Genomic DNA, 22831 nt, shown 5'->3' with positions numbered 1-22831 from the left:
GGAAACCCGGCCCTATGACCCGAGAACGCCGCTTTCCGTCCGAAGCGGTGCTCGGAACGGTCATGCTGCGGGCACGGAAGCCGGCCAGCGCGAGGCGAGGCACATGATGGATGCTCCGACCACCACGAAGGACGGCACGGAGGCCCGAATACCCGAAGAGGCCTCCCCCGACGCGGTTCTCGTCCGTCGCACCCTGGCGGAGATCGCACCCGTCGCCGACCAGGTGACCTCGTACTTCTACGCCCTGCTCTTCGTCCGGAACCCCGAGCTGCGCGAGATGTTCCCCGCAGCGATGGACACCCAGCGGGACCGGCTTCTGAAGGCCCTCCTGACGGCGGCCGAGCACCTGGACGACCTGCCCGTCCTCACCGCGTATCTGGAGGACCTCGGCAAGGGACACCGCAAGTACGGCACGAAGCCCGCCCACTACCCGGCCGTCGGTGAGGCCCTCGTCGGAGCGCTCGTCCGGTACGCCACGGAGAGCTGGGACGCGGAGACCGAGGCGGCCTGGGTCCGTACGTACACGACGATCTCCCAGATCATGATCGACGCGGCGGCGGAGAGCGAGGAGTACGCGCCCGCCTGGTGGCAGGCCGAGGTGGTGTCCCATGACCTCCGCACCCCCGACGTCGCCGTCGTCACCCTCCGCCCCGACCAGCCGTACCCCTTCCTCGCGGGGCAGTACACGACGCTGGAGACCCCTTGGTGGCCACGGATCTGGCGCCACTACTCCTTCGCCTCGGCACCCCGGCCCGACGGGCTGCTCTCCCTCCACGTCAAGGCGGTCCCGGCGGGTTGGGTGTCCAACGCGCTGGTCCACAGGGCGCGCCCCGGGGACGTTCTGCGGCTCGGCCCGCCGGCCGGCTCCATGACGGTCGACCACTCCACCGACAGCGGACTGCTCTGTCTGGGCGGTGGCACGGGGATAGCGCCGATCAGGGCCCTGGTCGAGGACGTCGCCGAGCACGGCGACCGGCGGCCGGTCGACGTCTTCTACGGGGCGCGCAGCGGCCACGACCTCTACGACATCGACGCGATGCTGCGGCTCCAGAAGACCTTCCCCTGGCTCTCCGTCCACCCCGTCACCGAGGAACAAGGGCGGCTCCCGGACGCCGTCTGCCGCTACGGGCCCTGGGAGGAGCGCGACGCCTACCTCTCGGGCCCGCTCGGCATGGTCCGCCGGGGGGTCGACGCCCTGCGCGGAGCAGGGGTGCCGTCGGACCGCATCCGGCACGACTTCCTGGCGGAGCTCACCCCAGCGAGCGGCGATCAGCCCAGGTCGGGGGCATGCATGGCGCGAACCCCCTCGATGTTGCCGTCGAGGTAATGGCGCAGCGAGAGAGGGACGAGGTGGACGGCGGCGATGCCGACCCGGCTGAACGGCACCCGGACGATCTCGTAATCGCCGACCGGCTCGTCGATCTCGGGGCCGTGCCGGAGGGAGGGGTCCATGGAGCCGAGCCGGCACACGAAGAAGTGCTGGACCTTCACTCCGGAGACCCCGCCGTCGACGATGTGCTCGACGGTGTCGACGAAGCAGGGCACCACGTCGGTGATCTTGGCGCCGAGCTCCTCGTGCACCTCGCGGTGCAGGGCCTCGACGACGGTGGCGTCGGAAGGCTCCACGCCGCCACCGGGCGTGAGCCAGTAGGGATCCATCCCCGGCTTGGTGCGTTTGATGAGGACGAGATCGTCCCCGTCGAGCAGGATGGCGCGTGCGGTGCGCTTGATCACGGGCCGTTCGGTCATGGGAAGAAAATGGCCCGTACGGGGTGTCCTGAAACTCACCAGTCCGCCGCGGCCGCCGACAGAGCCTCGTGGGCCCGCGCGATGTGCGAGAGCGCAAGCGTGCCGGTCCGTACGACGAGGAAGTACGTCCGCAGCGGAGGCACCGGGGGATCGAGCAGCGCCACGAGCCGTCCCTGCTCCAAGGCTTCCTCGCACAGATAGCGCGGCAGGACGGCGAGACCGGCGCCGGAGGCCGCGGAGTCCCGTACGGCTCGAAGGTCGGGGGCGATCACGGTCGCGGCCGCCGCGGGCTTGGTCTCGAAGACGGCGGCCCAGTAGCGGGAGACGAACGGCAGCGACTCGTGCACCTCGACCACTGGAAGCTGCTCCAGGACCACCGCCCCCTTGCGGAGCAGCACTTCGGGAGCGAGCCGGGCCGCCCAGCGCGGGGCCGCGACCAGCACGTGCTCCTCGTCGCAGAGCGGGGTGGCGACGAAGAGACCCCCGCGCGGGCGGGCAGTGGTCAGGGCCAGATCGTGGTGACCCGCAGCGAGCCCGTCGAGGATCTCCTCCGCGTTCCCGAGGAAGGTCGCCCGCACGGCGAGGCCCTGGCCGACCAGCGGGGTGAGCGCGGGCAGCGCGCGGAGCGCGGTGAATTCCGGAGGCCCGGCGACATGGAGGGTACGCACGCCGCTCTCCTCGTCGAGGCCGGTCTCGGCGATCTCCACCAGGGCGTCCAGATGAGGAGCGGCGCGGTGCGCGAGCTCGTCGCCGATCGTGGTCGGCGTGACCCCGCGCGCCTGTCTGAGGAAGAGCGGCCGGCCCAGCTGCCGTTCCAGGGTCCTGATCTGGCTGGTGACGGCGGGCTGGGAGAGACCCAGGAGCGCGGCGGCGCGGGTGAAGGAGCCGGCCCGGTGCACCGTGACGAACGTGCGCAGCAGGGCCAGATCCATGGTCCGCCCCCTCCCGGCCGTGCGGCCGTTCGACTCAGGCGGTCGGCTGACTGCGCCTCAGGACCGTCCAACTATAAATAAGTCGATAGGTCTCTGTCGCTACCGTGATTGGACACTGACGCACAGTCAACTAGCCTTGTTCAGGCGGTCTCCGCGCGTGGAACCGAGGGCGTTCCGAGCCACGAGGGGGGAGGCTCGGAGCGCCCCGTTCCGTGCGCCCGGTGCAGGCCGGGCGCCTCCAGGGACTCAGCCCGCGGCTCCGGCCTCGTCGAGGGCACGCAGGACATCGGCGATCAGATCCTCCGGATCCTCGGCGCCCACCGAGAAGCGGATGAAGCCCTCCGCGACCGCGTCCCCGCCCCAGCGCCCGCGCCGCTCCGCCGTGGAGCGCACGCCGCCGAAGCTGGTGGCGTCGTCCACGAGCCGCAGCTCTTCGAGGAACCGCTCGGCCCGCTTCCGGTCGGCGAGCTCGAAGGAGACCACCGGGCCGAAGCGCCGCATCTGCCGGGCCGCCACCGCGTGCGAGGGGTCGCCCGGCAGCCCCGGGTAGCGCAGCCCGGCCACGTCCTCGCGCTCGGCGAGAGCGCTCGCGAGGGACAGGGCGGTGGAGCACTGCCGGTCGATCCGCAGCTGGAGGGTGGCCAGCGAACGGTGGGCGAGCCAGGCCTCCATGGGACCGGGGATCGCGCCGACGACCTTGCGCCAGCGCCGAACCTCCGCCGCCCGCAGGGGATCCCGGCAGGTCACGTGCCCGAGCAGGACGTCACCGTGTCCGGTCATGCCCTTGGTGTCGCTGGCGACGGAGAAGTCCGCGCCCAGCTCCAGGGGCCGCTGGCCGAGCGGGGTGGCGAGGGTGTTGTCGACGGCCACGAGCGCCCCCGCTGCATGCGCCTCGCGCACCATGCGCCGGATGTCGCAGACGTCGAGACCGGGGTTGGACGGGGTCTCGAGCCAGAGCAGCCGGGCCCCTTCGAGGACGGCGAGCTGTCCGTCGCCGCCGGTCGGTGCGGTGCGGACCTCGATCCCGTACGCCCTGAGCTGCTCGTGCAGCAGCGGCAGGGCCTGGTAGCCGTCGGTCGGCACCACCACCGCGTCGCCGGCCTTCAGTTGGGAGAGGAGGACGGCCGAGATCGCCGCCATGCCGGAGGCGAAGACGAGCGTCTCGACGCCCTCCTCCCCCGGCGCCTCCAGCTCGCCGATCGCCCGTTCCAGATGGGTCCAGGTGGGGTTCTCGTCGCGGCCGTACGCGTAACCGCCCGTCGGCTCGCCCGGCAGGTGGAAGTGGGCCGCGAAGACCGGGCCCGGCAGGGTCGGTTCGTACTTCACGGGCTCGGGGAGCCCGGCCCGCACGGCGAGGGTGCCGTCACCGAGCGCGGCGGCCGTCCGCCGGCCGGGGTCGCTTGCCTGGTCGGTCACGCTGTCCGTTCCTCCACTTCCGCACGTACGGCCGCGAGCAGTCCTCCGCTCGCGGCCTCCACCATCTCCAGGCACTCCTCGAAGCCCTCCCGGCCCCCGTAGTACGGGTCGGGGACGTCGAGAGCGTCCCCCGCGGCCGGGTCGTAGGAGCGGAGCAGCCGTATCCTCGCCGCTTCCTCGGGGGTGCGGGCGAGCGCCCTGAGCTCCCGCAGATGCCCTTCGTCCAGCGCGATCACCAGGTCCAGGGCGGAGAACCAGGAGGCACGGAACGGGCGGGCGGAGTGCGCGGAGGTGTAGCCGTTCTCCTCCAGGACGGCGACCGTGCGGGGGTCGGCGCCGTCGCCCTCGTGCCAGCCGCCGGTCCCCGCGCTGTCGACCTCCACCGCTCCGCCGAGGCCGGCCTCCTCCACACGGCGGCGGAAGACGTGCTCGGCCATCGGCGAGCGGCAGATGTTGCCCGTGCAGACGAAGCACACGCGATAGGTCACGGTCGCCTGCTCAGTCGCCGTCGGGGAGCACGATGTTCAGTGCCCACGAGACGACGGAGATGATCAGGCCGCCGAGGACGGCGGTCCAGAAGCCCTCCACGTGGAAGCTGAGGTCGAACTGCTCGGCCAGCCAGGACGTGAGGAGCAGCATCAGGGCGTTGATCACCAGGGTGATCAGGCCGAGTGTCAGGATGAAGAGCGGAAGCGTCAGCAACTTGACGATCGGCTTGACCAAGAAGTTCACGAGGCCGAAGACCAGGGCCACGAGAATGAGGGTCAGGGCCTTCTTGCCGGTGCTCTCACCGGTCAGGGTGATGTCCTGGAGCAGCCAGATGGCGACTCCCAGGGCGCCCGCGTTGGCGAGCGTCTTGACTACAAAATTCTTCATGTGTCTGATCGTGGCAGACACGATCGGGCCAAGGGCAGGGGCGGACAGGCGATGAAGGCATTCCGGCTGGACGAACTGGAGGCGGAGCGCGCCGCGAACCAGGGCGCCTATCTCCAGTTCCTGCGGGAGCGGAACATGTCGGTGGGCCTCTACGCGCTGGACGCCGGGGCGCTCGACCCCCAGCAGCCGCACCGCCAGGACGAGGTGTACTTCGTGGTCAGTGGCCGTGCGGCGATCACGGTCGGGGAGGAGACGACCCAGGTGGCGCGCGGCAGCGTGGTCTACGTGCCGGCCGGGGTGCCCCACAAGTTCCACCACATCAGCGAGGACCTGCGGGTCCTGGTGGTCTTCTCCCCGCCGGAGAGCTGAAGCCCGAGCCGTCGAGCCCCGAGGCCCCGTGCCCCGAGGCCCCGAGCTCTGAGGCCCCGTGCCCCGAGGCCCCGAGCTCTGAGGCCCCGAGCTCTGAGGCCCCGAGCTCTGAGGTACGGACCCCTGAGGTCCCGAGCCCCGAGAGGCGGCGACCCCCTAGGGGGTGGATCAGGGGAGAGCGGGGGCCCCGAGGGCCCCTCGGGCCGCTTTCCGCCCCTAGCCTTGAGGATGTTCGGCGCGGAGTGCGTGGAACGGATCTTCGAGAGCGAGGTAGGACCATGGCCGTACAGGAGATTCTCGCGGGGATGCCCTGGTGGGTGAAGTGGGTCGCCATACCCGCTCTCGTCCTGGTCGTCTTCGGCGGACTGATCACCAGCGTCCTGACCTTCGTGGTCGCGCTGCTGTTCAAGGTGCTGCTCTTCGTGGCACTCGTCGCCGGACTCGTCTACGTCGTGCGGAAGTTCAAGGGCTCCGCCGGATCGCGCGAGGACTGGTAGCACAAGCCCCTGCATCGCAGGGAGCCGACGGCGGCCATTAGCCCGGGTGGGGGATGCGTGGGTTGAATCCGGGCGGGGCCCCGAAGGCTGCCACTAGAGTGGAATCCCTCCGCCGTGTTGGGGACTACGGGCGTAGACCTCGTACTGACCAGCGGTTTCCCAGGCCCGGCGGGCGCGCGGGGGCGGCCCCCGCGGGCGGATGCACTGCATCCGTCGTGACGCCTGGGGGTGACCTTTGGCCACGGCTACGCAGACAGCTGCACCTACGTTGATCGGCTCGGTGCAGCGGGCGCTGAGACTTCTGGAGGCCGTGTCCTCCCATGCGGACGGCGCCCCGGCCAAACAGCTCGCCCGTGAGACGGGCCTCCCGCTGCCCACCACGTACCACCTGCTCCGCACCCTGACCCACGAGGGCTATCTACGCCGCGAGAAGGGTGTGTTCGTCCTTGGCGACGCCGCCGTCCGTCTGGCCGGCGGCGGAGCTGTGCAGAATCGTCGCATCAAGATCGAAGACTCCCTTGCCCGCTGGCGGGACGAGATCGGTGTGCCGGTGTACTTCGCCCTCTACCGCGAGGGAGAGATCGAGCTCGTCGCCGTCGCGGACACTCCTTCGGCCCCCGCGGTGGAGGAGTGGGCCGACTTCCGCGAGACCGCACACGCGCACGCCATCGGGCAGTGCCTGCTGAGTCAACTCGATCTGAAGACCCGTCAAGACCACCTCGACCGCCATCCGGTGGAAGCCATCACTCCGTACACGGTGCGTAATCGTCGTGTCCTTTTGGAGCGTTTGGGCGGTTTGGGGCGAATGGAACCCCTGGTAGAGCGTCAGGAATATGCGCTCGGCACGGTCTGTGCCGCCATTCCCATCACGGCGGGCTCCGCGGCGGCCGCGATGGCCATTTCCCTCCCCCTTCACCAGGAAGAACGGTTGCTCCCAGCAGTCGAGCGGCTACGTACGGAGATCGGAAGGCTCTTCAGTTCGCTCGCGTTCTCTATCAGTATCTGAAAAATCACTCCTTGTGATCTGCTAGCGCGTACAGCACGATTGCGTCAAGAGGGCCACGGGGGATCATTCCTGGCCGTTTCGGTCACAGCTTTCAGCAGCTGTGTTTACACAACTGCTTCATCTACTGCGGGGTACATGATGCGAGAGTCGGTTCAGGCCGAGGTTCTGATGAGCTTCCTCGTTTCCGAGGAGCTCTGCTTCAAGATCCCAGTCGAGCTGCGCTACGAGACCCGGGATCCTTACGCGGTCCGGATGACTTTCCACCTCCCCGGAGACGCGCCCGTGACCTGGGCGTTCGGTAGGGAACTGCTGCTCGACGGGATCAACAGGCCGAGCGGGGACGGGGACGTGCACATCGCCCCGACGGACCCCGAGGGACTCTCGGACGTCTCCATCCGGCTCCAGGTCGGCGGCGACCGCGCCCTGTTCCGGGCGAGCGCGCCGCCGCTGGTCGCCTTCCTCGACCGCACGGACAAGCTGGTTCCGCTTGGTCAGGAACGGACACTCGGTGACTTCGAGGACAACCTGGAGGCGGCACTCGGCCGGATTCTGGCAGAGGAGAACGCCGGCTGAGACTGCCGGCCGAGACCTCGCCGGCGCGCGAGGTAGGGGGTGCGGGAGTCCGGGATCGACCGGCCCACACCCGGAACCCCTACTTCGCGCGGCGGCGCCGACCGCCCCGTACCGCCGTGGCCCGGGGCTGCCCGCCGGCGTCGGCTCCCGGCCGGTCGGCGGAGACCACCAGCGCCGCGAGGACCGTGGTGAGCGGCACGGAGGCCACCAGACCGATCGAACCGACCAGGGTTCGGACGATCTCCACCGCGACCAGCTCGCTGTTGGCCACGGTGCCCATGCTGCTCTGCGCGATCGAGAAGAGCAGCAGCAGCGGCAGGGCGGCGCCCGCGTAGGCGAGGACCAGGGTGTTCACGACCGAGGCGATGTGGTCGCGGCCGATCCGGATCCCGGCTCGGTACAGCGCGCGCGGCCCCATGTGAGGGTCGGCCTGGTGCAGCTCCCAGACCGCAGAGGTCTGGGTGACGGTCACGTCGTCGAGGACACCGAGCGAACCGATGATGATGCCGGCGAGCAGCAGGCCGGACATGTCGATGTCCGGATACAGGCCGTGGATCAGGCCGGTGTTGTCGTCGGTGTTGCCGGTGAGCGAGGCCCAGCCGATGAACAGCGAGCCGAGCAGACCGATCAGCAGCAGCGAGATCAGCGTGCCGAGCACCGCGACCGAGGTGCGGGCCGAGAGGCCATGGCACAGGTAGAGCGCGATCAGCATGATCGCACTCGACCCGACCACCGCCACGACCAGCGGATTCGAGCCCTCCAGGATCGCCGGCAGGATGAAGAACGTCAGCACCAGGAAGCTCGCGACGAGCGCGACGAGCGCCATCAAGCCCTTCATCCGGCCGACGAGCACGACCGCGACGGCGAAGATCCCGGCGAGCAGCGCCATCGGGAGCTTCCGGTTCACGTCCGTCACCGAGTACTGCAGGTCGCGCGGGGCGTCGGGGGCGTACGCCACCACCACGCCCTGCCCCTCGTGCAGTTGGCGCGGGGCGTCGGGCTGCACGATCTCGGTGAACGTCCGCCCCTTCTCCGGGCCGCTGGTGACCTCGATCGTCGCCTTCTCGCACTGCCCCTGCTGGGCGTTGACCGCCTCGCGGCCCTGAGGTGTGGAGGTGTCCCCGGTCGGCGGGACCTGGGCGGCGTTCACGTCCTTGCAGTCGACCTGCTCGACGGAGACGACCGTGCCTTGTTCGGTCTGCCGGTCGAAGCCGACCCCGGTGCGCTCGTGCGCCGGGGCGCCGCCGGGCCACAGGGCCACGAGGCCGACCAGGACGGCGGTGGCGAAGGGGATCAGGACCGCGGCGATGACCTTGCGCAGATGCCGGGAGACGGGGGCGGCGGGGCCGTGGCTGTGGCTGTGCCCGTGCCCGGTTGCGTGCCCGGTCGAATGCCCGTGTCCGTGGTCGGGACCGGGGGCGTGGTCGTGCGGCTCGGGGGGCTGCTGGGGGGAAGTCACCGACCGATCATCGCAAGAACGGTGGGGGCCCACTGTTCAGCACGCCAGGGATGGCGCTAGCGTGGTGACACCTTTGCACACGCGGGAGCTCGGAGCACCGGGCTGAGAGGGCGCTGATCACCGTACCTACGTACGGGAGGAGGCTGCGCCGACCGCCGAACCTGTTACCGGGTAATGCCGGCGTAGGGAGATCGGTCTCATGACCATTCAGGATGCACGCACGCCTGCCTCCGACCAGGACGGCCGCGCGCCGGGCTGGCACAAGGGCTATGTCGAGGGTTCGCGCCCCGACCTCCGGGTCCCGGTCCGTCAGGTGCACCTCACCAACGGCAAGGACGTGACGCTGTACGACACGTCCGGCCCGTACACCGACCCCACCATCGACACCGACGTACGGCGCGGCCTGGCGCCGTTGCGCGAGAACTGGATCATCGCGCGCGGCGACACCGAGGAGTACGCGGGCCGCCCCGTGCGCCCCGAGGACGACGGCATCAAGCACACGTCGCCGCGCGGCGGCGGGCTGAAGAACCTCGACGCCGTCTTCCCCGGCCGTCCGCGCCTGCCGCGCCGCGGCCGTGACGGCCAGGCGGTGACGCAGCTGGCGTACGCCCGCAGGGGCGAGATCACCCCGGAGATGGAGTACGTCGCGATCCGCGAGAACGTCTCCCCCGAGGTCGTACGGGAGGAGATCGCCGCGGGCCGGGCGGTGCTCCCGGCGAACGTCAACCACCCGGAGATCGAGCCGATGATCATCGGCAAGCGGTTCCTGGTGAAGGTCAACGCCAACATCGGCAACTCCGCCGTCACCTCCTCCATCGAGGAGGAGGTGGAGAAGATGACCTGGGCGACCAAGTGGGGCGCGGACACGGTCATGGACCTGTCCACCGGCCGCAACATCCACACCACCCGCGAGTGGGTGCTGCGCAACTCCCCCGTGCCGATCGGCACCGTGCCGCTCTACCAGGCCCTGGAGAAGGTCGACGGCAAGGCCGAGGACCTGACCTGGGAGATCTACAAGGACACGGTCATCGAGCAGGCCGAGCAGGGCGTCGACTACATGACGGTGCACGCCGGCGTACTCCTGCCGTACGTGCCGCTCACCGCGCGCCGCAAGACCGGCATCGTCTCGCGCGGCGGCTCGATCATGGCCGCCTGGTGTCTCGCCCACCACAAGGAGAACTTCCTCTACACGAACTTCGAGGAGCTCTGCGAGATCCTGGCGGCGTACGACGTCACGTACTCGCTCGGCGACGGCCTGCGCCCCGGCTCGATCGCGGACGCCAACGACGAGGCGCAGTTCGCGGAGCTGCGTACGCTCGGCGAGCTGAACACGATCGCCAAGCGGCACAACGTGCAGACGATGATCGAGGGCCCGGGCCACGTCCCGATGCACAAGATCAAGGAGAACATCGACCTCCAGCAGGAGATCTGCGAGGAGGCGCCGTTCTACACCCTCGGCCCGCTGACGACGGACGTGGCGCCCGCCTACGACCACATCACCTCCGGCATCGGCGCGGCGATGATCGCGTGGTGGGGCACGGCGATGCTCTGCTACGTCACGCCCAAGGAGCACCTGGGCCTGCCCAACAAGGACGACGTGAAGACGGGCGTCATCACGTACAAGATCGCCGCCCACGCGGCGGACCTCGCCAAGGGGCACCCGGGCGCGCAGGAGTGGGACGACGCGCTCTCCGACGCGCGGTTCGAGTTCCGCTGGGAGGACCAGTTCAACCTGGCGCTCGACCCGGTCACGGCACGCGAGTTCCACGACGAGACGCTGCCGGCGGAGCCCGCGAAGACCGCGCACTTCTGCTCGATGTGCGGTCCGAAGTTCTGCTCGATGAAGATCTCCCAGGACATCCGGCGTGAGCACGGCGGCACGCAGCAGGAGATCGAGGCCGGGATGGCGGAGAAGTCGAAGGAGTTCGCGGAGAGCGGGAACCGCGTCTACCTGCCGCTGGCGGACTGACCGCGGCGGCAGCATCCGAGCAGGCACCGGCCCGCGACCCACGGGGGAGTCGCGGGCCGGTGCCGTTGTGTGGGCCCTCCGTCAGGTGGCGGTGTCGTCGCCCTGGTCCGTGGCCGCGAGGGCGGCGCGGAGGAAGGGGACGACGCCGCGTTCGAGCAGGGCGAGGCGCCAGGCCTCGCGGGCTCGGGACAGCTCGTCGTCCGCCGAGGTGGCGGGCGTCCCGGCGGTGACCGTCGCGGTCGGGCTGTTGCGCAGGGCGGTCCGGAGGAGTCCGGCGGCCGCGCAGAGCAGGCCGGCGGCGGCGACCGCGCCGAAGACCAGACCGGCCGTCAGCAGGGTCGATCCGAAGACCACGGTGGGCGCTAGCGCGTGCAGAAGCGCGCCGACCAGCAGGAAGATGAAGGCGGCCGACCCGGCGAGGACGGGCACCATCACCGTGAAGATCGCGACGATCCCCGCGCCGGAGCCGTCCTGCGGGGCCGGTACGCGGGTGGCGACCGCGACGCGGCCCTGCTCGCGGACCTTGACGAAGTGGTCGTACTCGCTCGACGCCGCGGTGGTGATCAGCGCTGTCGCGTTCAGAGCCATGGAGCGCAGTTGCCCCACCGTGAGCCGTGTCCCGACTCCGGCGAGATCCGGACGTGCGTGGGCGGTGCTCAGTGCGTCGTCGAGGACCCGCTCGTACTCGGCGCGATCCTCGGTCAGCAGGTACGGAGCCACGTTCATGTGCATCCCCCGATGCTCCGCAGGCCCGGATCAGCCGTGGAGAACGGCCGATCGGGCAGAAACGGAGGAGAGCCTGCTACGGATGGTCCGATGGTATTGCGGTGACACCACGGGCTGACAGGGTGTTTCCGGAAATCGACTTCCCCGGATGCGCAGGGTTATGCGTCAGCCGTTCAGGGGGAGTTCGACGACCAGCAGCTTTCCGGCCATGGTCACACCGCCGTCCATGGCGATCGCGAGACCGTCCGCGTACACATGAGGTCCGTCGATGACCGGGCCGCCGCTGCCCTCGCCCTCCTCCGTGCCGACCTGGCCGAGGAGGTACGGGATGGGGCTGTGGCCGTGCACGATCCGGCTGCCGCCGTAGGTGGAGAGGAGCTCCTGGACGGCCTGCGGTCCGCCCTCGTCACGGAACGCGAAGCGCTTCGTGAACTTGCGGAACACGTCCCAGACCTCGTCGGCATCGCTCCGGTTGAGGATCTCGTGGACCGTGTCGTTGACGTCCTCGATCGTCTCGCCGTATTCGAGGTACGCGGTGGTGTCGGAGTGCAGGAGGAGGTGGTCGTCCTCCAGGACCACGGCGTCGAGCCGGGACATCCACTGGAGGTGGACGTCCTGTAGCCGGTCCATGTCGTGCTTCTGGCCGCCGTTGAGCAGCCAGGCGGCCTGGAAGGTGGCCGTGCCCGCGCCGGAGTTGACCGGGGTGTCGCCGAAGCGCTTGGCGCCGATCAGCAGCAGCTCGTGGTTGCCCATGAGGGCCTTGCAGTAACCGCCGGCGGCGGCGGCCTCGGCGGAGAGCCGCATGACGAGGTCGATGACGCCGATCCCGTCGGGACCGCGATCGGTGAAGTCGCCGAGGAACCACAGCCGGGCGTTGCCCGCGGCCCAGCCGCCGTTCTCGTCGACGAGGCCCTGGGCGCGCAGGGCGCCGACGAGTTCGTCGAGGTAGCCGTGGACGTCGCCGACGACGTAGAGGGGGCCGGGGCCGTCGCCGTTCGCGGCGGTGGGGTCGGGCGCGGTGGCGGCCTCGGGGGCGACCCGGACCTGGACGGTGTCGCCGCGGTTGATGACCGGGAGGTCGCGCTCGGTGGGGGTGTAGCCCTCGGGCAGGTCGCCCTCGGGGAAGGCGCTGCCGGGGTGGCCCGTGGCGACCGAGACGATGGAGGAGCCGGTCGTGCTGGTCGTGGGGGCCGTACCGGTGTAGGCGGGGGCGACGCGGCGGCCCAGGAGGAGGGTCGGGTCGGCGGGCGCAGGCGCGGGCGGGGGTACGTGGGCGGGGACGGGCGCGGGCGTGGCGGGCGCGGACGGAGGTGCGCCGACGACGGAGAGCGATCCGCTCGGTGCTGCCTCGACGGCCGGTGCAGGCGCGGTGGCCGGCATGGGCGGGGCGGCGGGCGTCTCGGCCGGGGTGCGGGCAGCTGCCTCGGCCGGCGGCTGGGGAGGTGTCTGTGCCGGTGTCTCGGCCGGCGCCTGGGTGGGTGCCTGTGCCGGTGTCTCGGCCGGCGCCTGGGTGGGTGCCTGGGCCGGTGGAAGGTGCTCGACCGTCGGCTCGGTGGCATGGCCCTGTACGGGCACCCGGGCGTACGGCGGTACGCGGAAGTCGCGCAATGTCGCCGTGCGCACCACGGGCTCCTGCCCGGCCCCCTGAGTCATGGACCCCTCCACCACCGTCGCGATGCCCTGCACATGGTGGACCGGCCTGGTCGGGGTGGCCCACGATGTCGTCCGCCCATCATAGGAATGAGGGTCCTCCTGTGTGACGCACCAGGGGTGGTGAATCCGGGTCCACTCCGGGTTCACCGGTTGTTTCGCCCGAATTGAGAAGGTCCAGTCCAGGGTTGAGCCCGGTACGGTGCCCGGTTTCGCCGCCCCTGCCCACGGGCAGGGGCGGGGGGCGGCGGGTTCGGTGAGCTTCGGTCAGTCCTTCGCGGGTGAGCGCGGCGGGCTGACCGTGGTGCGCGGCGAGCGCCGCTGTGAGGAGGTGCGGACGATGAGTTCGGTCGGTATCACCTGCTCGACCGGGCCGTCCGTATCGATCCCCTCGATGGCGTCGATGAGGAGCTGGACGACGGCCGTGCCGATCCTGCGTGGTTTGAGCGAGAGCGTCGTGATGGGCGGTTCGGTGGTGGCGTAGACGGTGGACTCGCTGCAGCAGACCAGCAGCAGGTCCTCCGGGACGCGCAGTCCGTAGCGGCGCGCGGCCGCGAGGAGGTCGGTTCCGTTGGGGTCGAAGAGGCCGTACACGGCGTCCGGTCGGTCCGGGCGGGCGAGCAGCCGGTCGGCCGCGACGGCGCCCGCGCACGGATCGTGCGCCGGATAGGCCTCGTAGACGGGGTCCTGGCCGACCCGCTCGCACCAGTTGAGGTACGCGGTGGTGGACAGGCGGGTGTACGTGTCGGTGGTGGTTCCGGTGAGGAGGCCGATGCGGCGGGCGCCGGCGGCGGCGAGGTGGTCGAGCAGATCGAGGACGGCGGCTTCGTGGTCGTTGTCGACCCAGGCGGTGACCGGAAGGGTGCCGGCGGGGCGTCCGTCGGAGACGACGGGGAGGCCTTGCCGGACCAGTTCGGTGACGACCGGGTCATGGTCGGAGGGGTCGATGACGACGGTGCCGTCGAGGGCGACGTTCGACCAGACGTCATGGCGGGAGGTGGCGGGGAGGATGACCAGGGCGTAGCCCCGGGCGAGTGCTGCCGATGTGGCTGCTCTGGCCATCTCCGCGAAGTATGCGAATTCGGTGAAGGTGAAAGGTTCATCCCCGTACGTGGTCACGGTCAGGCCGATGAGTCCCGACTTGCCCGTACGAAGCGTGCGGGCCGCCGCGGATGGGCGGTAGCCCAGCCGGTCGGCGACCTCGCGGACGTGGCGGCGGGTGGCGTCCGGGAGTCGGCCCTTGCCGTTGAGCGCGTCGGAGACAGTCGTGATGGAGACCCCGGCGGCGGCGGCCACGTCCCGGATGCCTGCCCGGCCCTGCCGGCTTCCCCGGGTCTGTGCCCGGCTCACCTGGTGCTTCCCTGCTGCTGTCATGGCGAGCCGATAGTAGGGCGATGAGGGGCGGTCGGGACGGCCGCATATGCAGGCATTGACAGGCACGTTTCTGCATGATCGAAACGAGTCAACAGGCATGGAATCGAAGGCGGTTGAGGGTTCTTCCATGCGACCTAGGGTTGCCGAACGCCGTAGGCCTGGCGAAGGGGCGAGGTCTCGAAGAGGTCTCAACTCACCTCTACGGGGGATGCGCGCCACGGCGCCCGCCACCGGCGCGCGCCACCCGGTCCCGCGCTCCCCCTCTTTCCACAGCGTGTCCCTCCTGTTGTCCACAGGCCATTCGCAGCGGAGGCGAATCCTCATAAGGTGAGGAGTATTGGCGGTACGGACGGTCGAGGAGGCCACACTGTGAGCGAGACCAGCGGGACGAGCACCGGCAGCCCCAAGCTGCGCGCCGAGCTGGACGGTGTCCCCACCTACAAGCCGGGCAAGCCGGCCGCCGCGGGCGGTCCCGTGGCCTTCAAGCTCTCGTCCAACGAGAACCCCTATCCGCCGCTGCCCGGGGTCATGGAGAGCACGCTGGCCGCCGCCGCGAACTTCAACCGCTACCCGGACATGGCCTGCACCGGCCTGATGCAGGAGCTCGCCGACCGCTTCGGCGTGCCCGTCTCGCACATCGCGACCGGCACGGGCTCGGTCGGCGTCGCGCAGTCGCTGCTCCAGGCCACCTCGGGCCCGGGCGACGAGGTGATCTACGCCTGGCGCTCCTTCGAGGCGTACCCGATCATCACGCAGATCAGCGGTGCCACCTCGGTGCAGGTGCCGCTGACCGACGGGGAGGTGCACGACCTCGACGCGATGGCGGCGGCGATCACCGACCGGACGCGGCTGATCTTCGTCTGCAACCCCAACAACCCCACGGGCACCGCGGTCCGCCGGGCCGAGCTGGAGCGCTTCCTCGACCGGGTGCCCTCCGACGTCCTGGTCGTGATCGACGAGGCGTACCGCGAGTTCGTCCGCGACACCGACATCCCGGACGGCATCGAGCTCTACCGCGACCGGCCGAACGTCGCCGTGCTGCGCACGTTCTCCAAGGCCTACGGCCTGGCGGGGCTGCGGGTCGGCTTCGCGGTGGCCCACGAGCCGGTTGCGGCGGCGCTGCGCAAGACGGCGGTCCCGTTCGGGGTGAGCCAGCTGGCGCAGGACGCGGCGGTGGCCTCGCTGCGGGCCGAGGACGAACTGCTCGGCCGGGTCGGCTCGTTGGTGGCCGAGCGTGAGCGGGTCCATGCGGGGCTCGTGGCCCAGGGCTGGACCGTGCCGGACACCCAGGCGAACTTCGTCTGGCTGCGGCTCGGCGAGCGGACGCTGGACTTCGCGGCGGAGTGCGAGCGGCACGGCGTGATGGTGCGGCCGTTCGCGGGTGAGGGCGTCCGCGTCACGATCGGTGAGACCGAGGCGAACGACCTGTTCCTGAAGGCGGCGGAGGGCTTCCGCCAGGAGGGTTAGTCCACGGACTCCACGCGGATCGGGTCGCCGTCCCTGACGGTGGCCAGGATCCGCGGGTCGCCGTTCAGAGCGCCCAGGAGGTTGCAGGGGCTCGCGAGCCGGCACTCGTCCCCGCGCGAGATCGGGGTCGGGCCGTAGGGGAGGGCGAGCGCGTCGCCGTCCGTCCAGAAGGCCACCGTGCCGGGCTCGACGACCTGGCGAGCTCCGTCCTCGACGGGGACGGAGACCGGTGTGTCGAAGTAGACCTCCTCGCCCCACGTGCGGGCGGTGGAGGAGATCGGGAGAACCCTCGCGAGCGCCGTGCTCGTGGGGGTCTCCTCAAGGGTCGCCGTGGTGTGTCCGGCCGGCCAGACGATGCGTATCCGAAGGGTCATGCCCCGGATTCAACAATATGTTGAAGGCCCTGGGAAGAGGTGACCTTCGGTACGGGGACCCCGACTGAAGGTACGGATTTCGTATGAGCCATAATGCTTGTGAATGTGAACGCGTTCACAAGCGTGTCCTGGTTCATCCCTAAATTAGTGGGATTAACAGGGCAAACTGCCGATGTGACCACGGCGATGTAAGGAGAAAACGACGTGGACCTCGCTCTTGCGCCAGAGACTCTGGCGCGCTGGCAGTTCGGCATCACCACCGTCTACCACTTCCTCTTCGTCCCCCTGACGATCTCCCTCGCCGCCCTCACTGCCGGTCTCCAGACCGCCTGGGTGCGGACCGGGAAGGAGAAGTACCTCCGGGCGACGAAGTTCTGGGGCAAGCTCTTCCTGATCAACATCGCCATGGGTGTCGTCACCGGCATCGTCCAGGAGTTCCAGTTCGGTATGAACTGGTCGGACTACTCCCGTTTCGTCGGCGACATCTTCGGTGCCCCGCTCGCCTTCGAAGCGCTCATCGCCTTCTTCTTCGAGTCCACGTTCATCGGCCTGTGGATCTTCGGCTGGGACAAGCTGCCGAAGCGGATCCACCTCGCCTGCATCTGGATGGTGTCGATCGGCACCATCCTCTCCGCCTACTTCATCCTCGCGGCGAACTCCTGGATGCAGCACCCCGTCGGGTACCGCATCAACGAGGAGCGCGGGCGGGCAGAGCTCACCGACTTCTGGCTGGTGCTCACCCAGAACACCGCCCTCACACAGTTCTTCCACACCATGACGGCGGCCTTCCTGGTCGGCGGCGCGTTCATGGTCGGCATCTCCGCCTTCCACCTGGCGCGGAAGAAGCACATTCCGGTGATGCGGACCTCGCTGCGGCTCGGCCTGATCACCCTGATCATCGCCGGCCTCGGCACCGCCATCAGCGGTGACCTGCTCGGCAAGGTCATGTTCAAGCAGCAGCCGATGAAGATGGCCGCCGCCGAGGCCCTCTGGGACGGCGAGGCACCCGCGCCGTTCTCGATCTTCGCGTACGGCGATGTCGACAAGGGCCACAACAAGGTGGCCATAGAGATCCCGGGCCTGCTGTCGTTCCTGGCGAACGACGACTTCACCTCGTACGTCCCGGGCATCAACGACATCAACAAGGCCGAGCAGGAGAAGTTCGGCCCCGGCGACTACCGGCCCAACATCCCCGTCGCGTACTGGGGCTTCCGCTGGATGATCGGCTTCGGCATGGCCTCGCTGGGCATCGGCATGCTCGGCCTCTGGCTGACCCGCAAGAAGTTCATGCTGGCACCGGGGATGCGGACCGGTGAGGACGAAGTGCCGAACCTGGTCCTGTTCAGGCGGAAGGCGCTCAGCGCCCGCTTCACCAAGTGGTACTGGATCGTCGCCCTCTGGACCATGGCGTTCCCACTGATCGCCAACTCCTGGGGCTGGATCTTCACCGAGATGGGCCGCCAGCCCTGGGTCGTCTACGGCGTGCTGCGCACCCGGGACGCGGTCTCCCCCGGCACCACCACGGCCGAGGTGCTCACCTCGATGATCGTCTTCACCGTGCTCTACGCCGTCCTCGCCGTGATCGAGGTCAAGCTCCTCGTGAAGTACATCAAGGCCGGCCCGCCGGAGCTCACCGAGGACGACCTCAACCCGCCCACCAAGATCGGCGGGGACTCCCGTGACCCCGACCGGCCCATGGCCTTCTCGTACTGAGGTCAGGAGAACGAGGCATGGAACTCCACAACGTCTGGTTCGTACTCATCGCCGTCCTCTGGATCGGCTACTTCTTCCTCGAAGGCTTCGACTTCGGGATCGGTGTCCTGACCAAGCTGCTCGCCCGCGACCGGGTCGAGAAGCGGGTCCTCATCAACACGATCGGTCCCGTCTGGGACGGCAACGAGGTGTGGCTGCTCACTGCCGGCGGCGCGACCTTCGCCGCGTTCCCCGAGTGGTACGCGACGCTCTTCTCCGGCTTCTACCTGCCCCTGCTGATCATCCTGGTCTGTCTGATCGTCCGGGGCGTCGCCTTCGAATACCGGGCGAAGCGGCCCGAGGAGAACTGGCAGCGCAACTGGGAGCAGGCCATCTTCTGGACCTCCCTGATCCCCGCGTTCCTCTGGGGCGTGGCCTTCGGCAACATCGTCCGCGGCGTGAAGATCGACGCGGAGATGGAGTACGTCGGCACCTTCTGGGACCTCCTCAACCCGTACGCCCTTCTCGGCGGTCTGGTCACGCTCACCCTCTTCACCTTCCACGGCGCTGTTTTCGCCTCGCTCAAGACGGTCGGTGACATCCGGGTACGCGCCCGGGCCCTCGCGCTCAAGCTCGGCCTGGTCACGGCGTTGCTCGCGCTCGCCTTCCTGATCTGGACCCAGGTCGACACGGGGGACAGCTGGAGCCTCGCAGCGATGCTGGTCGCCGTGGTGGCGCTGGTCGGCGCGATCGGGGCCATCAAGGTGGGACGCGAGGGCTGGTCGTTCGCGCTCTCGGGCGTGACGATCGCCGCCGCGGTGGCGATGCTCTTCCTCGCGCTCTTCCCCGACGTCATGCCGTCTTCGCTCAACCCCGAGTGGAGCCTTACCGTGACGAACGCGTCGTCGAGCCCGTACACGCTCAAGATCATGACCTGGTGCGCGGCGATCGCGACCCCGTTGGTGCTGCTGTACCAGAGCTGGACCTACTGGGTGTTCCGTAAGCGCATCGGTACGCAGCACATCGCCGACGCCCACTAGCCGACGCTCACCAGAGGGGCATGTTTCACGTGAAACCGATCGACCCGCGTCTGCTCCGGTACGCCCGGGCCACCCGCTTCTTCCTTGCCGCGGTGGTCGTGCTCGGTCTGGCCGGGGCGGCGCTGGTCGTCGCCCAGGCGATGCTCATCGCCGAGATCGTGGTGGGGGCCTTCCAGAAGGGCCTGGCGGGTTCCGATCTGACCACTCCTCTGCTGCTGCTCGCGGGAGTCGCGGTGGGGCGGGGGCTCGTCTCCTGGCTGACCGAGCTCGCCGCCCACCGGGCGAGCGCGGCGGTCAAGTCCGAACTCCGCGGCCGGCTGCTCGTACGGGCGGCCGCGCTCGGGCCCGGCTGGCTGAGCGGCCAGAAGGCCGGTTCGCTGATCGCGCTCGCGACGCGGGGCGTGGACGCGCTCGACGACTACTTCGCGCGGTACCTGCCGCAGCTCGGTCTCGCGGTGGTCGTGCCGGTGGCCGTCCTCGCGCGGATCGTCACCGAGGACTGGGTCTCGGCGGCGATCATCGTCGTCACGTTGCCGCTCATCCCGATCTTCATGATTCTCATCGGCTGGTACACGCAGGCGCGGATGGACCGGCAGTGGAAGCTGCTCTCCCGGCTCTCCGGCCATTTCCTGGACGTCGTGGCGGGCCTGCCCACCCTCAAGATCTTCGGACGGGCGAAGGCCCAGGCCGAGTCGATCCGCACGATCACCTCGGAGTACCGGCAGGCGACGATGCGCACCCTGCGGATCGCGTTCCTCTCCTCCTTCGCCCTGGAACTCCTCGCGACCCTGTCGGTCGCGCTCGTCGCCGTGACCATCGGCATGCGGCTCGTCCACGGCGAGATCGACCTGTACACCGGGCTCGTCATCCTGATCCTGGCGCCCGAGGCCTACCTCCCCCTGCGGCAGGTGGGCGCGCAGTACCACGCGGCGGCCGAGGGGCTCGCTGCGGCGGAGGAGATCTTCGAGGTTCTGGAGCAGCCGGTACGCGCCGGCGGTACGGGGGCGGTTCCGGAGTCCGTGCGGCTGGAGCTCGACCGGGTGACCGTGCGGCACACGGGGCGCGCCGAACCGGCGCTGGACGCAGCGACGCTGACGGTCGAGTCCGGCGAGACGGTGGCCCTGGTCGGCCCGAGTGGTGTCGGGAAGTCGACGCTCCTCGATGTGCTGCTCGGCTTCGTGGCGCCGGAGGAGGGCGGCTCCGTCCTGGTCGGCGGCGAGGAGCTCGCGTCGCTGGATCTGGAGGTGTGGCGGTCGCGGATCGCCTGGGTGCCGCAGCGTCCGTACCTCTTCGCGGGGACGATCGCCGAGAACGTACGGCTGGCCCGCCCGGACGCCTCCGACGAGGCCGTACGGGAAGCCTTGCGGGACGCCGGGGCGGACGGGTTCGTCGCGGGGCTTCCGGAGGGGCTCGACACCCTGCTCGGCGAGGACGGCGCCGGTCTTTCGGCGGGCCAGCGGCAACGTCTGGCGCTCGCCCGGGCGTTCCTGGCCGACCGGCCTCTGCTGCTGCTCGACGAGCCGACGGCCGCGCTGGACGGCGAGACGGAGGCGGGTGTCGTCGACGCGGTCCGGCGCCTCGCGGCCGGCCGGACGGTCCTGCTGGTGGTCCACCGTCCGGCGCTGCTCGCGGTCGCGGACCGGGTGGTGAGCCTGGTTCCGGCGGCGGGAGGGGCCGGGGCCGGGAACGGGGCCGTGGCCGACGCGGAGTCTTCGGGTTCTGTCGTGTCGGGGTCGGGCGGGTCGGAGTCGTACGACTCGGACTCGGCCGGCCAGGAGGAAGCGGGAGCGGACTCGGAGGCCCTGTCCGGCGAGGCGGCCGGGGCGGGTTCCGGGCGGTCGGTGCTCGGGCGGGTCCGGGACATGGCAGGAGAGCTCAAGGGACGCATGACGCTCGCCCTGCTGCTCGGGAGCCTGGCCCTCGGTTCCGCCGTCGGGCTCATGGCCGTGTCCGGCTGGCTCATCTCCAGGGCCTCCGAACAGCCGCCCGTGCTCTATCTGATGATGGCCGTCACGGCCACGCGCGCCTTCGGCATCGGCCGGGCCGTCTTCCGGTACGCCGAGCGGCTCGTCTCGCACGACGCCGTGCTCCGGATGCTCGCCGAGCTCCGGGTTTCCGTCTACGGCCGCCTGGAGCGGATCGCCCCAGCAGGGCTGCGGCGCGCCCGGCGCGGAGACCTGCTGTCCCGGCTCGTCCAGGATGTCGACGCGCTCCAGGACTACTGGCTGCGCTGGTGGCTCCCGGTGGGCGCCGCCCTCGTCGTGGGCGTCGTCTCCGCCGGGTTCACCGCCTGGATGCTGCCCGAGGCCGGGGCCGTCCTCGCCGTGGGCCTGCTCGTCGCGGGAATCGCCGTGCCGGCGGCCGGCGGGGCCGTCGCCCGCCGGGCCGAGCGCCGACTCGCCCCTGCGCGCGGTGCCCTGGCGACCGCGGTGGCCGACCTGCTCCGCGGCTGCGCCGAGCTGACCGTCGCGGGCGCGCTGCCCGGACGGGTCGAGCGCACCCGGATCGCCGACCGGCACCTCACCTCCATCGCCTCGCGCCAGGCCGCGGCCACCGCGCTCGGCGCCGGTCTCTCCGCGACGGTCTGCGGCCTGACGGTCGCGGCCGCCGCACTCGTCGGTGTCCAGGCCGTACGGGACGGGCGGCTCGACGGAGTGGCCCTCGCCGTGGTCGTCCTGACCCCGCTCGCCGCCTTCGAGGCCGTCACCGGGCTGCCGCTCGCCGTCCAGTACCGGCAGCGGGTCCGGCACAGTGCCGAGCGGGTCTTCGAGGTGCTCGACGCCCCCGTCCCCGTACACGAGCCGGCCGTGCCCGTGACTCCCCCGGCGGATCCGTTCCCGCTGGAGCTGGCCGGGCTCTCCGCCCGGCACGCCGGGCAGGACCGGGTGGCGCTCGCTGACTTCGGGCTCACCCTGGAGGCCGGGCGCCGGGTGGCCGTCGTCGGCGCCTCCGGTTCCGGCAAGACCACTCTGGCCCAGGTGCTGTTGCGGTTCCTGGACGTGGAGAACGGCATGTACCGGATCGGTGGCGTGCCCGCCTGGGAGCTCGACGGCGACGCGGTCCGGCGGTTCGTCGGCCTCTGCGCCCAGGACGCCCACATCTTCGACAGTTCCGTCCGCGAGAACCTGCGGCTCGCGAAGGTCGGGGCGAGTGACGAGGAACTGCGCGACGCGCTGCGCCGGGCCCGTCTCCTTGACTGGGTGAACGGCCTTCCGGCCGGGCTCGACACCCTCGTGGGCGAGCACGGCTCCCGGCTCTCCGGCGGCCAGCGGCAGCGCCTCGCGCTCGCCCGCGCCCTGCTGGCCGACTTCCCCGTCCTCGTCCTCGACGAGCCGGCCGAACACCTCGACCTGGCCACCGCCGACGCGCTCACCGACGACCTGCTCCGGGCCACCGAGGGCCGTACCACCGTCCTCATCACCCACCGGCTGCACGGGCTCGACGCCGTCGACGAGGTGGTGGTCCTGGCCGAGGGCCGGACCGTGCAGCGCGGTCCGTACGCCGAGCTGGCGGAGGCGGAGGGCCCGCTGCGCCGGATGCTGGAGCAGGAACGGGAGACCGATCTGCTCGTCGTCGGGGCAGGGACGGACCGGGCCGTGTCCGGGGCCTGAGCAGGACAGCGGCCGACCGGCCGACTTTTCTCGCCAAATCGGACTAACTAG

Annotated in this window: 20 protein-coding genes and 1 riboswitch; of the genes, 10 read left to right on the top strand and 10 right to left on the bottom strand. The window is 70.3% G+C overall.

What is annotated here, in order from left to right:
- Window positions 1-106: 106 nt before the first annotated feature.
- Window positions 107-1327, top strand: a complete 1221-nt coding sequence (locus DEJ46_RS19615) for a globin domain-containing protein (RefSeq protein WP_150274573.1) — start codon at window positions 107-109, stop codon at window positions 1325-1327.
- Here DEJ46_RS19615 and DEJ46_RS19610 read toward each other — a convergent pair.
- The 5 genes from DEJ46_RS19610 to DEJ46_RS19590 form a co-directional block, all read right to left on the bottom strand.
- On the bottom strand, window positions 1270-1749 hold the full coding sequence (locus DEJ46_RS19610; protein ID WP_150268200.1) for an NUDIX domain-containing protein: 480 nt from the start codon (window positions 1747-1749) through the stop codon (window positions 1270-1272). The two genes, DEJ46_RS19615 and DEJ46_RS19610, sit on opposite strands and share 58 nt — an antisense overlap.
- A gap of 35 nt (window positions 1750-1784) precedes the next feature.
- On the bottom strand, window positions 1785-2681 hold the full coding sequence (locus DEJ46_RS19605; RefSeq protein ID WP_150268199.1) for a LysR family transcriptional regulator: 897 nt from the start codon (window positions 2679-2681) through the stop codon (window positions 1785-1787).
- Window positions 2682-2927: 246 nt separating this feature from the next.
- Window positions 2928-4097 (bottom strand): cystathionine gamma-lyase, encoded by a 1170-nt coding sequence (locus tag DEJ46_RS19600; protein ID WP_150268197.1) that lies wholly within the window; start codon window positions 4095-4097, stop codon window positions 2928-2930.
- Window positions 4094-4585 (bottom strand): low molecular weight protein-tyrosine-phosphatase, encoded by a 492-nt coding sequence (locus DEJ46_RS19595; RefSeq protein WP_150268195.1) that lies wholly within the window; start codon window positions 4583-4585, stop codon window positions 4094-4096. Before DEJ46_RS19595 ends, DEJ46_RS19600 begins: the two co-directional genes overlap by 4 nt.
- A gap of 10 nt (window positions 4586-4595) precedes the next feature.
- Window positions 4596-4973 (bottom strand): phage holin family protein, encoded by a 378-nt coding sequence (locus DEJ46_RS19590; RefSeq protein ID WP_150268193.1) that lies wholly within the window; start codon window positions 4971-4973, stop codon window positions 4596-4598.
- A gap of 51 nt (window positions 4974-5024) precedes the next feature.
- Between DEJ46_RS19590 and DEJ46_RS19585 the strand changes: the two genes are divergently transcribed.
- The 4 genes from DEJ46_RS19585 to DEJ46_RS19570 all read left to right on the top strand — a co-directional run bounded on the left by DEJ46_RS19585 (window position 5025) and on the right by DEJ46_RS19570 (window position 7418).
- Entirely contained in the window at window positions 5025-5342 is a 318-nt protein-coding gene (locus DEJ46_RS19585) for a cupin domain-containing protein (RefSeq protein WP_150268192.1), read from the top strand.
- Window positions 5343-5620: 278 nt separating this feature from the next.
- Window positions 5621-5839 (top strand): DUF5326 family protein, encoded by a 219-nt coding sequence (locus DEJ46_RS19580; protein ID WP_141299079.1) that lies wholly within the window; start codon window positions 5621-5623, stop codon window positions 5837-5839.
- 235 nt (window positions 5840-6074) lie between these two features.
- Window positions 6075-6845, top strand: coding sequence for an IclR family transcriptional regulator (locus DEJ46_RS19575; protein ID WP_190622757.1), 771 nt, complete (start codon window positions 6075-6077; stop codon window positions 6843-6845).
- A gap of 138 nt (window positions 6846-6983) precedes the next feature.
- The gene (locus DEJ46_RS19570) at window positions 6984-7418 is read left to right on the top strand and encodes an SsgA family sporulation/cell division regulator (protein ID WP_024760447.1); all 435 of its coding nucleotides are present in this window, start codon (window positions 6984-6986) and stop codon (window positions 7416-7418) included.
- A gap of 79 nt (window positions 7419-7497) precedes the next feature.
- Here DEJ46_RS19570 and DEJ46_RS19565 read toward each other — a convergent pair whose 3' ends face one another.
- Entirely contained in the window at window positions 7498-8877 is a 1380-nt protein-coding gene (locus DEJ46_RS19565; protein WP_411757766.1) for a YibE/F family protein, read from the bottom strand.
- A gap of 71 nt (window positions 8878-8948) precedes the next feature.
- Window positions 8949-9083: riboswitch (TPP riboswitch) on the top strand.
- Here DEJ46_RS19565 and thiC point away from each other — a divergent pair.
- A complete protein-coding gene (thiC, locus tag DEJ46_RS19560; protein ID WP_141299083.1) occupies window positions 9077-10846 on the top strand; it encodes a phosphomethylpyrimidine synthase ThiC in 1770 nt (589 codons plus the stop codon). (Overlaps the previous riboswitch by 7 nt.)
- Before the next feature lie 81 nt (window positions 10847-10927).
- Here thiC and DEJ46_RS19555 read toward each other — a convergent pair whose 3' ends face one another.
- The 3 genes from DEJ46_RS19555 to DEJ46_RS19545 form a co-directional block, all read right to left on the bottom strand.
- Window positions 10928-11572: a hypothetical protein gene (locus tag DEJ46_RS19555; protein WP_223834815.1), complete on the bottom strand. Its 645-nt coding sequence runs from the start codon at window positions 11570-11572 to the stop codon at window positions 10928-10930.
- Window positions 11573-11737: 165 nt separating this feature from the next.
- Window positions 11738-13225 carry a metallophosphoesterase gene (locus tag DEJ46_RS19550; protein ID WP_150268184.1) on the bottom strand — a complete coding sequence of 496 codons (1488 nt, stop codon included), beginning with the start codon at window positions 13223-13225 and terminating at the stop codon, window positions 11738-11740.
- 264 nt (window positions 13226-13489) lie between these two features.
- On the bottom strand, window positions 13490-14596 hold the full coding sequence (locus DEJ46_RS19545; RefSeq protein ID WP_125746727.1) for a LacI family DNA-binding transcriptional regulator: 1107 nt from the start codon (window positions 14594-14596) through the stop codon (window positions 13490-13492).
- 369 nt (window positions 14597-14965) lie between these two features.
- On the opposite strand from DEJ46_RS19545, the gene hisC reads away from it, so the two are divergent.
- Window positions 14966-16063, top strand: a complete 1098-nt coding sequence (hisC, locus tag DEJ46_RS19540; protein WP_150268182.1) for a histidinol-phosphate transaminase — start codon at window positions 14966-14968, stop codon at window positions 16061-16063.
- Here the strand turns inward: hisC and DEJ46_RS19535 are convergent.
- Window positions 16060-16437 carry a cyclophilin-like fold protein gene (locus DEJ46_RS19535; protein ID WP_150268180.1) on the bottom strand — a complete coding sequence of 126 codons (378 nt, stop codon included), beginning with the start codon at window positions 16435-16437 and terminating at the stop codon, window positions 16060-16062. The genes hisC and DEJ46_RS19535 overlap by 4 nt on opposite strands.
- A gap of 204 nt (window positions 16438-16641) precedes the next feature.
- On the opposite strand from DEJ46_RS19535, the gene DEJ46_RS19530 reads away from it, so the two are divergent.
- From DEJ46_RS19530 to cydD, 3 genes are read left to right on the top strand one after another with little or no spacing between them, the layout of a single operon-like run.
- Entirely contained in the window at window positions 16642-18150 is a 1509-nt protein-coding gene (locus DEJ46_RS19530) for a cytochrome ubiquinol oxidase subunit I (protein ID WP_150268178.1), read from the top strand.
- Window positions 18151-18167: 17 nt separating this feature from the next.
- Window positions 18168-19169, top strand: a complete 1002-nt coding sequence (gene cydB, locus DEJ46_RS19525; RefSeq protein ID WP_150268176.1) for a cytochrome d ubiquinol oxidase subunit II — start codon at window positions 18168-18170, stop codon at window positions 19167-19169.
- Window positions 19170-19198: 29 nt separating this feature from the next.
- Window positions 19199-22780, top strand: coding sequence for a thiol reductant ABC exporter subunit CydD (cydD, locus tag DEJ46_RS19520; RefSeq protein WP_150268174.1), 3582 nt, complete (start codon window positions 19199-19201; stop codon window positions 22778-22780).
- Window positions 22781-22831 lie beyond the last annotated feature (51 nt).

Source organism: Streptomyces venezuelae, from assembly GCF_008642375.1.
GTDB classification, from domain to species: Bacteria; Actinomycetota; Actinomycetes; order Streptomycetales; family Streptomycetaceae; genus Streptomyces; species Streptomyces venezuelae_G.
The sequence above is the reverse complement of the archived record's forward strand: the minus strand, read 5'-3'. Positions and strand labels throughout refer to the sequence as shown.